The organism is Saccharothrix tamanrassetensis, from assembly GCF_014203665.1.
GTDB lineage: Bacteria > Actinomycetota > Actinomycetes > Mycobacteriales > Pseudonocardiaceae > Actinosynnema > Actinosynnema tamanrassetense.
In genome coordinates, this window is sequence record NZ_JACHJN010000008.1 from 218,947 (window position 1) to 231,181 (window position 12,235).

Consider the following 12,235-nt stretch of genomic DNA (forward strand, 5'->3'; position numbering starts at 1 on the left):
CTGAGCGTCAACCCGTTATGATCGGTCCATGCGCGATTGGGTTCCCGTCCCGGGCTCGGCCAAGGCCCGGCTCGTCGAGGCGGCCGTCCACCAGTTCGAACTCACCGGCTACGACGCCGTCAACGTCGTCGACCTGGCCGGCAAGGCGAGCGTCACCACCGGTGCGCTGTACCACCACTTCGGCTCGAAGCTCGGCCTGTACCTGACCGTCCGCGAAGACATGGAGAAGCGGATCGTCGAGCGGATCGAGGGGGCCGCCGCGGCGGCCGGGGACCGAGGGCACCCCGCGGTGCGCGCCGCCCTGCTGGTGGCGTTCGACGCCGCCGTCCGGTTCACGGTGTGCCGGATCCTGGGCGAGCAGCCGCCGGTGGAGCGCGAGGACCCGGTTGCCGCCGCACTGCGCCCGTTGCTGACGAAGCACAAGGCGCCCGCCGCGGACATCATGGCCGCGGCCTGGCGAGCCGCGCTCTTGGCCGTCGCCACAGGCACTTCCTCGTCGGCGGCCCGGGCGTCCCTCGTGTACGTCCTCGATCCCGGTAGATAGACCCGTGCCGACGGGCGGGCTTCCACATACGCGGCGGCAGTCGGAGCGGCGGAGGTGGCCGTGGCGTCTGTCCGATCAGATGGCGAGCCGTTCAGGCGTAGCCGGTCTGCCACTCGTCACAGTCGTCGGGCCACGCCGTGCATGAAGGTACGCAATGCGTGCCGGTCCGCAATTGGCCGCCACGGCGAGGACCACGGCAGCGACGCGGGCCCCGATGATTTTTATGCGCCGTCACCATTCATGCTTCTTTGAGGCAGTTCCATCTTCAGGTACGCCACTTGACGAATTTCGAATAGGTCTTTGTTCGACGACTGCTTCCCCGACCGAGTAAGCGGGCCGGTGGATGTCGGGTCAGGGTCCGTCGGGTGCGGGGCTGTGCCGGATGGTCAGCAGGGCGATGTCGTCGTCGGCGGGTTCGTGGCCGACGAGGGCGGCCATGATCAGGGCGCAGGCCGCCTCCGGGGACGCCGGGACCGCCGCCTGTCGGAGCATCTCCAGACCGCTGTCCAAGTCCGCTGTGCGGCGTTCGACCAGGCCGTCGGTGTACAGGGCGACCAGCGCACCGGGTGGCACGTCGACACCGGCGCTCCGGCGGCCGGTCTCGGCGAGGTGGTAGCCGATGGGCGGGCCGACCGGGGCGTCGACGAAGACGGTCGCCCGCCCCGGCACGGCGAGGACGGGTGGCAGGTGGCCGGCCAGGGCGAGATCCATCCGGGAGGTCGCCGTGTCGATGACCGCGTAGGCGACGGTGGCCATGGTGTTGTTCTCGAAGTGGCTGGCCTTGCGGTCGAGCTTGCCGAGGACCACCGCCGGGTCGTGGAACTCCAGGGCGTAGGCGCGCAGCGCGCTGCGCAGGCGCCCCATGACGATCGCGGCCGGCAGCCCGTTGCCGACCACGTCGCCGATGACCAGGCCGATGCGGTGGTCGGGGAGGGTGAGGACGTCGTACCAGTCGCCGCCGACACCGCTGTCGGTGCCGGGGACGTAGCGGGCGGCCATCTCCCAGCCCTCGGCGGTGGGCAGGTGGCCGGGCAGGAGGCTGTCCTGCAACATGGCGGCGGCGGCCCGCTCGGCACGCGACCGGTACACGTGCGCCGCCATCGCCAGCCGGTCGGCCACCAGTTGCAGCAGGTCGGCCTCTTCGTCGGTGAACCGGCGGGCCGTGGTGCTGCCGACGTGCAGCACGCCGGTCAGCTCGCCCTGGGCCACCATCGGGACGCCCAGCATGGTTCGCAGGCCCCGTTGCCACAGCAGGGGGTTGATCACGGTGGACTCGTCGACGTGGGAGAGCCGCACCGGTTCGCGGCGTTGCGCCACCCGCCCGGCGAAGCCGGTGCCCACCGGTATCCGGACGCCCTGGAAGACCTCTTCCTCCAGGCCGGAAGCCGCCCTGGCGACCAGGTGCTCGCCGCCCGCGTCGGTCAGCAGGACGGTGGCCGTGTCCACCGCGAACAGGTCGCGCACCTGCCACAGCAGCACTTGGAAGAGCTTGTCCAAGTCGAGTTCGCGCAGCGCGCTGTCGGTGACCGCCTCCAGAACCCGCAGCCGCATCCCCGAACCCTCCGGATCACTCATCCGCCAACCCCGTCCACGTCCTGATCATCTCCACCGAGCGGACAGCACGAGCGCGTGACGGATGCCATGTGAGCCGGCGTCGAGCGAACCACGGTACCTCGAACGAGGGTGGGTCGAGTCGGCCAGGTCCCGCAACACGGCAACATCGCCGATTTTGTCCTGTTCGGGCGAAGACGGCGGTGCTCGCGGGAAGTCGGTCGAGGTACCGGTGGAGTTCGGGCGGTAGGCCGGGTCGTTCACACCATGCGTGCATACGGTGGAGCAGGGCTGCTACCTCGGCGGCACGCTTTCGGCTACCGCCTCGTCGACGTCGGGCCACACCGAAATGGGGCACTGGTCCGCCGAGCGGTATGTCTGTCCTCTTCAAGGAACGGTCAAAGCGCGGAGCCGTTCTTCGAGCGCGGTGCCGAGGGGTGGTCCCTGCAGATCTGATGTCCGTGGTCCATTCGGTTGCCCCGCATTTCGTCTGTGTCGTGTCGGCTTTGATGCAGGGCCAATACAGGCAGAGTTGTCACGATCAGTATACATTCACCGGGATAAATCCAATGTAGACGGTAAGATCGCGCGGACCGGGGCGGGAGGAGTCCGCGCCGATAGGCCAACTCGGTGATCGCGTGTTGCGCCGGCCGAAGGAGTCCGCGTGCGACCTCGTGCGAGACGGGCGTTTCGACGCCCGCGCCGCCGGTCGAGCGCGCCGTGATCACGCCGATCTTCCGCACTCGCCTGGTTCTTGACACATCCCTCACATTCTGGCCAGCATGGCTTAGGGGGTCAGCGTCAATCCGTGGGGGATCGAGCCGAATCACCAGGCGCGCCAAGCAATTACCCGTCACGAGGAATAGACGGGCGGTCGTGCCGGCCATCACCCATGCCGCGAGCTGACGGATGATGAGGGGGCTTCGATGAACGCTGCGTTCACGGATCTCAGCACGGTGGTCGTGACACTGGCCGTCGTGCTGGTCATGCTCGTCCGGGTCAGACGACGGCCACGCCCGCTGCTGAAAGCGCTGCTGGGCGTGGCCGTCGGTCTCTGGGTCGCCGCCGCCGGCGTGTCCATGTGGCTGGTGGGTGAGGCGACCGCGGAACGGTTGCCCGCGGCTCCCGGGAACCCGTGCGCGACCGGCCAGACGCCGAAGGCGTTCGCCGTGTCGCTGATCAACGTCCCGATCTTCCTCAACCGCTTCGGCGACGTGGTGCCCGAGGGGCGCATGTACGTGCTGGACGAGAACATCGCCACCGTCCGCGCGAACTTCGCCAACGCCGCCGACCCGTCACGGGCCGACGAGAACGACCTGATCGAACCGCTGGCGGTGCGGGTGAACCAGGGCGACTGCGTCGAGGTCCGATTCACCAACCGGCTCAACGAACCGGCGCCCTCGTTCAACCGCGACGCCTCGATCTTCACGCTGCCGGGCGAGACGCTGCGCGCACCCGGCGCGCACACCCCGAACCCGCGCGAGTTCGCGCCCGCCGCGACCCGGCCGGACAACGACTTCGACCCCGCCACCGCGCCGCACGCGTCCATGCACTTCGACGGCCTGGACTACGACGTGACCGGTTCGGACGGCACGGTGGTCGGCAACAACCCCGACTCCACCGCCGCTCCCGGCCAGAGCACGACCTACCGGCTGTTCGCGCAGGCCGAGGGCGAGTTCCAGTTCAAGGACGGCGCGGACTTCTCGTCCCAGCAGACCCGCCCGGTCGACAACGACGGCTCGGTGCGCTTCATCGGCTCGCACTCGTTCGGCGCGTTCGGCGCCATCGTGGTCGAGCCGCCCGGCGCCACCTGGGTGGACCAGCGCACCGGCGGTCCGCTGTCGTCCGGCACCCGCGCGGTCGTCAAGCAGCCGAACCTGCCCGACTTCCGCGAGCACGTGCTGTTCATGCACGACGAGGTGGAGGCCGAGCCGGGCATCCTGACCCGCTTGTGCCGCAACGGGTCCGAGGACGACGAAGGCGGCAACGAGTGCGTCGAGCCCACCGCGGCGCAGCTGGCCAAGCTCACCGAGGGCACGCTGCCCGGGCTGGGCGGCGGGGACGCCGACGCGCTGGTCAACGACGAGGTGCCGGTGAAGCTGGAGTGGTTCGCGTTCAACTACCGCTCCGAGCCGGGGTTCAACCGCGAGGAGGTCGACTGCCCGGCCGCGGTGCGCGGCGGGCAGGGCTTCGACGCGGCGGCCTGCATCGGCGAGGAGACCTCGCTGTCCTCGTGGGCCTACGGCGATCCCGGCGGCGGTGACCTGGTGTTCGCCAACTACCGGGGTGAGCCGATGCAGATCCGGCTGCTGCACCCGGCCGAGTTCGAGACCCACACCTTCCACTGGCACGTCAACCGCTGGCCGTTCGACCCGAAGGACGAGGGCGGCCTGGCCGCGGTCAGCAACCCGGCCCACCGCACCACGACCACCAACCTGCTGGACGTGCAGGCCGTTTCGCCGGGCGCGCACTACGGGCTGGTGGCCCAGGGCGGCGCCGGCTCGGGACACCTGGACAAGCCGGCCACCTTCGGCGACATCATCTTCCACTGCCACCTGTACCCGCACTTCGCCACCGGCATGTGGGGGCTCAACCGCACCCTGGACAAGCGGGAGACGGGCACCCGCACCAACCCCGACGGCACGCCGATCCCGGCGCTGCTGCCGCTGGAGGACTTCGACTACCAGCCCGCGGCGGCGGGCAGGCAGGACCCGCCGAACCCGGCCGCGGCCGCGCCGGGCTACCCGCACTTCGTGCCGGGCGCGTTCGGCTACAAGGCCCCCAAGCCACCGCTGGGCGTGTCCAGCCGGTCCGCCGCGGGCACGTTCCCGCCCACCGCGCTGGAGAAGGCGGCGGCCGACCCGAACGCACAGGTCGCCGGCGGGTTCTTCCAGGACCCGTGCCCGGCCGGGCGGCCGACGAAGACCTTCGACGTCGCGGCCGTGGAGATCAGCCAGCCCTACCACCCCGACCTCGGCTGGCGGAACCCGCAGTCACGGGTGTACGTGTTGCAAGAGGACAAACAGGCGGTGCTGAGCGGGCTGAAACCCGAGCCGTTCGCACCCATCCTGAACGTCGGCGACTGCGTCGTGTACAACCTGACCAACGAGCTGCCGGAGCAGTTCGGCGGCACGGTGTTCGACCGGGCGCAGGTGACCAACGAGGTCGGCCTGCACCAGCACATGGTCCAGTTCGACGTGCTGTCCTCGGACGGCGCGGCCAACGGGTGGAACTACGACCAGGGCGCCGACACCGGCCAGACCATCACCTACCGCAACTTCGTGCACGAGAACACGTCGACCAACTCGTTCCACGACCACTTCTTCCCCAACGTGCACCAGGACAACGGCCTGTTCGGCGGGGCGAGCATCCACCCGCCCGGCTGCACGGCGGGCTACCCCAGGACGTCCGACCCCATCGGCGTGCCCAAGGTGGGTACCGTCTTCGACCTGGAGTGCCAACCGACCACGGACTACCGGGGCAACCCCACCGACGGCCGGGACTACCGCAACTTCTCGATGTTCGTCGAGGACCACGTGCCGATGTTCCGGCCGAACGACCCGAACTCGACCAACGACGACCAGTTCGTCACCCCCGAGGGCGTGCCGATCTTCCCGGCGAAGTTCCCGTCCAGCACCGACGACCAGGGGGTGATGGGCATCAACTACCGGCTGGAGCCGTTCGAGCACCGGCGCGGCTCCGACCCGGCCAACCTGTTCGACATCGGCGCGCACCAGGTGCCCTACACACCACGGCTGCGGGCGAACGCGGGCGACCTGGTCAAGTTCCGGCTCTTCCAGCTCTCCCAGGAGGAATCGCACGGGTTCACCCTCGACCGGTTCCGGTGGAAGCACGAACCGCGCGACGCCGAGTCGAACGTCGTCCAGGCACAGCACATAGGGATGCTGGAGTCGTTCGAGGCGGAGGTGCCGCTGAACGACGTGCTCGCCGACTACCAGCACCCCTCGCTGTTCCGGGAGTACATGTACCACTACACGGGAGCGGACGACTGGTTCCTGGGCACGTGGGGCACGCTGGAGGCGTCCGGCTGCCGCAAACCGCCCAAGTCGGGCTGGAACCTGCGCGCCCTGGCGGACAACCCGGGCGGTGAGTGCCCGCAACGCCTCGCCGCCGAGCAACCGAAGCCCGCTCTCGCCGACTTCCCGGACCCCTGTCCGTCGACCGCGCCGGTGAAGCAGTTCACGGTGGCGGCGATCAACCACGACATCCGCTACAACCAGGCGGGCGACCACGACCCGAACGGCCTGATGTACGCGCTCGAAGCGGACGTCCCCGCGATCCGCGCGGGCACGAAGGCGGCCGAGCCGCTGGTGATCCGCGGCAACTCGGGCGACTGCGTCGAGGTGACGCTGAAGAACCAGCTCGACCCGGCGAAGATGCAACCGCACTGCCACGAGGCGATCGAACCGGGGCAGCTCGGCTTCAAGCAGGGTGTGCTGACCTACCCGGCGTGCCTGGACCAGCCGCCGCGCAACGAGGCGAACGTGCCGGGCTTCCAGCCGTTCCCGGTGGGCGCCAGGGTGTCGCTGCGTCCGCAGCTGGTCGACCACGCCGAGGCGTCGGCGGGGTCCAACATCGGCGGCAACCCGGACAGCACGGTGGCGCCCGGCGGTCAGCTCACCTACCGGTGGTACCTGCCGCAGGACCTCACCGGAATGGCGCTGCTGGAGGACCGCGGGGACGTGCAGAACCACCTGCACCACGGGCTGTACGGGGCGCTGGTCATCGAACCGGCCGGGTCCTCCTACCTCCACCCGGCCACCGGGCAGCCGCTGACCAGCGGCGCGCAGGCGGTGATCACGCACCCGACCCAGCCGGACTTCCGGGAGAACATCGTGCTGCTCAACAGCGACCTGTCGCTGTTCCGGTCCGACGGGCAACCGGTGCCGGACAACTTCGACCTGGTCACGACACCCGGCCGGGAGGCCGACGACCCGGAGGACCAAGGGGAGTTCTCCGTCAACTACCGCAACGAGCCGTGGTCGCACCGCTTCGCCCACAACCGGAACATCACCGAGATCTTCAGTTCCGCGGTGCACGGAGACCCGTCCACGCCGCTGTTCCAGGCGTACGCGGGCGACAAGACGGTGTTCCGGGTGGCGCAGGCCGTGGGCGACTCCCGGTCGACGAGTTTCGCCCTGCACGGCCACCTCTGGCGCCGCGCGCCCCTGGACCCGCAGTCCCAGCTGGCGGCCAACCAGGGGCAGTTCAACCCCGGCGTGGTCTACGACGTCGTGCTCGACCCGGCGGTGATCGGCGGCGCGGGCGGACGTCGTGCGGTGCCGGGCGACTACCTCTACCGGTCCAACACCCTGTCCCGACACCTGACGGGTGGGCAGTGGGGCCTGTTCCGGGTGCACGGGGCCCGGCAGGCCGGGCTGATCCCGCTGCCGGACCACCCGGTGGGGCCCGCGTCGGTGCCGGGCGGTCCGGCGAGGCTGCCCGACGCCCGGATGCCCAACCGGTCGGCCGTGGTCGAGCGGCGGAGGTCGCGGTGACCGGCGGCAGGGGCAGCCGGCCCGCCGGCACGGACCGGAGCCAGTTCTGGCGGGGCGCGGTGCTGGGACTGTGCATCGGGGTCACGCTGGCCTTGGTGCTGGGCATGGTGGCGTTCGTCGCGACCCGGCCCACGGCCCCGCTCGCGGCGGCGGGCACACCCACGCCCACGCAGCAGGCCGGCGGCCCGGTCCAGGCGTCGATCGACATCACCGCCGAGCACCTGGGCAACCTCAAGGTGGCGATCGAGGCGCAGGTGAGCGCCCCCGGTTCGTACGACCCGATCACCAAGGGGCAGGTGGTGGCCTACACCGACATGGTGGCGATGCCGATGATGCACCGGCAGGGTCCCATCGTGATGGCGGAGGTGGCCGGGCGTCCGGGGGTGTACCAGGGGCAGGCGAACGTGGACATGGTCGGCGAGTACAACGTGACCGTGGAGGTGAAGCAGCCGATGGCGGCGAAGGCCGACCGGCGGATCGACGTGCAGTCGGTCAGTCCCCAGTAGGTCCCGCGTGCGCGGTAGGTCCCGCGTCCTCCTCGTCCTCGGACGAGGAGGACGCGGGCCGACCGGCGTCCGGAGGGTGCTCGCGCAAGCCGTGACGGGTGAGCGGGATGGCCGGCTCCGGTCCGGTGAATCGTCCGGCGCCCTCAGGAGGAGGTGTCGGCGATCGCCTCGGGAAGGCTCGGGTACAGCCGCAGCAGTCGATCGAGGGTGGCGGCCCGCAACGCCCGTAGCGGGCTGCGCGCGGGGGCCACCACACGCAGTGGAGTGCCTTGACGGACACCGAGCTGGTGGTACTCCACCAGCAGCGCCATACCGGCCGAGGCGAAGAAGTCGACCGCGGTCAGGTCGGCCACCACCGGGACTTTGCCGTCCGCCGCGGCCTCGGCGAACGCCGCGGCCAGTTGTTCGCGCACTACCGGCGCCGTGGCCGCATCCACGTCGCCGGACATACTCACGACGATCACGTCGCCTCGCCGCTCGCGTCGTATCCGCAACGGTTCGTCCTGCTGGCCTTGCTGCTCCTGACCGGTCGACACACGGCCTCCCAGATTCGGTTTACAGACGGTGGCGATGCAGCCGAAGCTGCCGCCTTGTACCGAACCTTCCACCTTTCGCAGGCAGAAGCCACTACCGGTGTGCCGCTCGAAGAGTCCTCCTCCGGTGCGTTCGAGGACGCTCTGACCCGCATCCCGGGACGCACCGGCGGGTCGCGCGCCACCACGTCGAGGCGCCACTGCACCCGAACCGACGAACATCCGCCGTGTAAAGCGTGCGCGGGCGGGGTATGTCAGACCCGCCGGATTCTGCGCAGAGCACGGCAGGACCGTCCTTCGGGTGGTCCGGCCAGGTTCGACGCGGTGTGTTGAACAACCAGCGCGCGCGCTCCGGCCTGGTAGCGCGGTGCGGATTGGAGCGCGCAGTGTGACTCGCTCCGATCCGCACCGCGCGCCCTGGCCGCCACGACCCGTGGGCAGCCCGTTCGCCTCGGCGAGATCCGGTTCCGAGGCGGCTCCACGTCATCGGCCAGGCTCGCCGTGGCAGGGCGGCATCTTCGGAACCGTTGTCACGGTTTTGCCCGCAGCGATCGGTGACCTGCCGCAGCTCCGCGTCCAGCCGGTCGGTGCCGCGCTCGGCGTCCAAGTAGTGCTCGACCAGCTCGGCGGGTACCCAGTGGACAGTGCCGGTGAACCCTCCAGTGGCCAGCGTGAGCCAAGTGATCGAGAGCGTGCGGCAAGCATGTTCGGAATCCGTGGTCGGGCTACCGCGAACGCCTCACGTTGGTTTGAAACATCTGCGACGAGTAAATTTCCAGACTGGCCGAAAAACGTCATCGGATTGCGCCGCGTGCCGGCCCGTCGACCGGTTCGATGCACCTCGGCGCGCGTGGAACGGGCCGGGTCGTCGGACGCCGGCGGTCGCCGACAACGTCGTCGCCGAGCGTGACGATCACATTTTCCGGTGACGTTAGGCCGTTTGCTTCGGACCAGCTTCGCTGTTCGGGCTAAGTGGTTCGGTGATGACCGAGAACACATCCTGGCTCGGCGACTCATGGCGGACATGACTGCAGGTGGGTGACGTGCACCCCAACCCGGTGACGGAAAGTGACAGGCTGGTCCGGTGATCCGACCATCATGCGCCAAGCGCGGCTTTCGTACCCTGCGATGATCCGCCGGATGGGTGAGAGTCTTGATCACTCAGGGTAGACAACACTCCGAGTGGAACGTCTCTGCGGACGCAGGCGGATGAGCGGATGAAGGGTGTTCTCCTGTCTTCGGGACCGTTTGTCCGAAAGACTCCGACAAGTGCCCGAACGTGTACTATCTGGCCCGGACAAGTGCGGTGCGCCACACACCGGTGTACGTGCTACCGATGAGCATTGGGGGATGCTTAAATGGGGGACTTCTGCTGTCTGCCGAATACCTGGGAGTCGGTGACCGCCACCCCGGCGGCCCGGCTCCGGCCGGGGGTACGGGGATATCTGGGGTTTCGCAGAGAATTTCCTGCCCCGCAGCGTCACCTGGAAGTGGCGGCCGCGGTGACGACAATGGTCGTGCTGTTCGGGTGCACCGCTCCGGCGGACGGGTCCGAACCCGTGGCTTCCCCGGGCTCCCGTGTTTCCGGTCTGCGGACACGAGCGGTCCACGTCGAGCGCAGCGGGCATCTGCACGGCATCGAGGTGGTGCTCGAACCCTGGGCGGCGTTCTCTCTTCTCGGCAGGTCGATGGACAAGCTGACGAACACCGTGATCCCGGCGGAAGAGCTGCTGTGCGACCGGCTGGGCGGACTGGCCGCGAAGCTCGGCGCCGCGGCGAGCTGGACGGAGCGGTTCGGCCTGCTCGACGTCGAGTTGAGCCGGTGGCGGTCGATGAGGTCGTGCTCCCACCAGGTGCAGACGGCCTGGTACCTCCTGGTCCGCACGAGCGGCACCATCCCCATCGCGGAACTGGTCAGCGCCACCGGGTGGAGCCAGCGCCAGCTGGAGCGCCGGTTCCGCGAGCAGATCGGGCTGCCCCCCAAGGCCGCCGCCCGGGTGCTGCGCTTCGAGCGGGCGCTGCAGCTGCTGGTCGCCGACCGGCCGGCGGCCGAGGTGGCCGCCGCTTGCGGGTACTACGACCAGGCACACCTGAGCCGTGAGTTCACCGCGCTGGCCGGCCGCTCGATCAGCCAGTTCCGGCAGGAGCGCGCGAGTGCGGACGACAACGCGACCGGAACCGGTGCGACGATTTTGTCCAAGACTGGCAGCCACGGCGGTGACTAGATTTCTCCTCGTGACCACACGTGAAGGGCACGGATGCCGGATCGCCTGGGGGCAGACAATGCGGCAGACACTTGGCTCGATGCGAAGGCAGGTCGTCACCCGGTCTGCCGGTGACCTGTCGGGCCTGCGCTGGTAGGACCGAGTTCTGTTTGTACCTCACCCGGTTCGCCGGATGAGCACTGGGGTGTCCGGGTTGTGCGCGGCGGTGCCGCTGGGTGGTTCAGGCACGTGTGGCGCATGACCGTCGGACTGTTGGATTTATCTGTCCTGTGCCGCTCCTCGTCTTCGCAGGGGCGGTTACGGGTTAATTCTCTGGACGTGGCGGGCAGCAGCACCGGCGGCAACTGGACGTGCCGCCGGACTCGTCCCTGACCACCGCCCTGTTCGTCGTGTCCGGCTCTCGCGGCACCCGGTCGTCCGGGGACCGCTGCGGGAATGCGCGCCGGACGCGCCAGGTGGTCTGCGCCGCGGGCTGATGCAGGTATTCCGGTGAGTGGTTCTCGTGTTCATCCGGTGCGCCGGATGGGCCGATGAACCGTGGGCTGATCCCGGGTGCGGTTCGACCGCGCCCGCAACCAATCGAGCTCCTCCGGCCGGATCGCACAGGATGGAAAGTCTTCTTCGACAGTCGGCCGGTACTACATCTGACGTAGCAGGAGAGGTTAGCGAGACGTGGCACTGAACGAGTTGCGGCAGAACGACAGGGCGTCGGTCGGACACCCCCGGAGCGGTGTGCCCGGCCAGCGGGTGGACAGTGCCTCGAACAGCAGAATCCTCACCACGCGCGTCGGGCTCCGCATTCCGGATTCGCTGAACTTCGACACCTGGGAGCGGGCCGGCGTGCAGCTCTCCCGGATCGCCGACTCCTCGGTGTGGTGTCTCGGCGACTGGCTCATCTACGGGCAGAGCAACTACGTCGACCGGTACCGCCAAGCGGTGGAGATGGCCGGGCTCGAATACCAGACCCTGCGGAACTACGCCTGGGTGGCCCGGCGGTTCGAGTTGTGGCGGCGGCACGAGAAGCTGAGCTTCCAGCACCACGCCGAGGTCGCCGCGCTGCCGCCGGACGAGCAGGACAGGTGGCTCGACCGCGCCGAGCAGAACAACTGGTCCAGGAACCAGCTGCGGAACCACCGCCGGCTGGCCGAGAACAACGGCCAGGTTCCCGGGACGGCCGGCGTGGCGCTGCTCAAGCTCAGCGTGGACCACGAGCAGATCGAGCAGTGGCGCGAGGCCGCCCGCCGGTCGAGCAAGCGGTACGAGCAGTGGGTGATGACCGCCCTCGACGCCGCTGCGAAGCGGGAGCTCGAACTGCAGCCGCAGGACGCATGAGGCAGCACTGGAACACCGGCTGAGC

General features: G+C 69.4%; 7 protein-coding genes. 5 read left to right on the forward strand and 2 right to left on the reverse strand.

Annotated features, from left to right (window positions below):
- Positions 1–28 precede the first annotated feature (28 nt).
- Positions 29–544, forward strand: coding sequence for a TetR/AcrR family transcriptional regulator (locus FHS29_RS25205; RefSeq protein WP_184694531.1), 516 nt, complete (start codon positions 29–31; stop codon positions 542–544).
- Positions 545–895: 351 nt separating this feature from the next.
- Here FHS29_RS25205 and FHS29_RS25210 read toward each other — a convergent pair whose 3' ends face one another.
- Complete coding sequence (locus FHS29_RS25210) at positions 896–2,119, reverse strand: PP2C family protein-serine/threonine phosphatase (protein WP_184694533.1); 1,224 nt, start codon at positions 2,117–2,119, stop codon at positions 896–898.
- Positions 2,120–3,021: 902 nt separating this feature from the next.
- Between FHS29_RS25210 and FHS29_RS25215 the strand changes: the two genes are divergently transcribed.
- Complete coding sequence (locus FHS29_RS25215) at positions 3,022–7,614, forward strand: hypothetical protein (protein ID WP_184694535.1); 4,593 nt, start codon at positions 3,022–3,024, stop codon at positions 7,612–7,614.
- Positions 7,611–8,120: a FixH family protein gene (locus tag FHS29_RS25220; RefSeq protein ID WP_184694537.1), complete on the forward strand. Its 510-nt coding sequence runs from the start codon at positions 7,611–7,613 to the stop codon at positions 8,118–8,120. The genes FHS29_RS25215 and FHS29_RS25220 overlap by 4 nt, the downstream gene beginning before the upstream one ends.
- A 143-nt stretch (positions 8,121–8,263) precedes the next feature.
- Here the strand turns inward: FHS29_RS25220 and FHS29_RS37805 are convergent, their stop codons facing one another.
- The gene (locus FHS29_RS37805; RefSeq protein ID WP_184694539.1) at positions 8,264–8,728 is read right to left on the reverse strand and encodes an STAS domain-containing protein; all 465 of its coding nucleotides are present in this window, start codon (positions 8,726–8,728) and stop codon (positions 8,264–8,266) included.
- A gap of 1,436 nt (positions 8,729–10,164) precedes the next feature.
- Here FHS29_RS37805 and FHS29_RS25230 point away from each other — a divergent pair.
- Positions 10,165–10,878 (forward strand): helix-turn-helix domain-containing protein, encoded by a 714-nt coding sequence (locus FHS29_RS25230; RefSeq protein ID WP_246440838.1) that lies wholly within the window; start codon positions 10,165–10,167, stop codon positions 10,876–10,878.
- A gap of 672 nt (positions 10,879–11,550) precedes the next feature.
- A complete protein-coding gene (locus FHS29_RS25235; RefSeq protein ID WP_184694543.1) occupies positions 11,551–12,210 on the forward strand; it encodes an LmbU family transcriptional regulator in 660 nt (219 codons plus the stop codon).
- The last annotated feature ends 25 nt before the right edge of the window (positions 12,211–12,235 follow it).

Coding starts and splice junctions, on each gene's coding strand:
- FHS29_RS25210 (WP_184694533.1), bottom strand. CDS start 2,119: ATGAGTGATCCGGAGGGTTCGGGGATGCGGCTGCGGGTTCTGGAGGCG.
- FHS29_RS25230 (WP_246440838.1), top strand. CDS start 10,165: ATGGTCGTGCTGTTCGGGTGCACCGCTCCGGCGGACGGGTCCGAACCC.
- FHS29_RS25205 (WP_184694531.1), top strand. CDS start 29: ATGCGCGATTGGGTTCCCGTCCCGGGCTCGGCCAAGGCCCGGCTCGTC.
- FHS29_RS25215 (WP_184694535.1), top strand. CDS start 3,022: ATGAACGCTGCGTTCACGGATCTCAGCACGGTGGTCGTGACACTGGCC.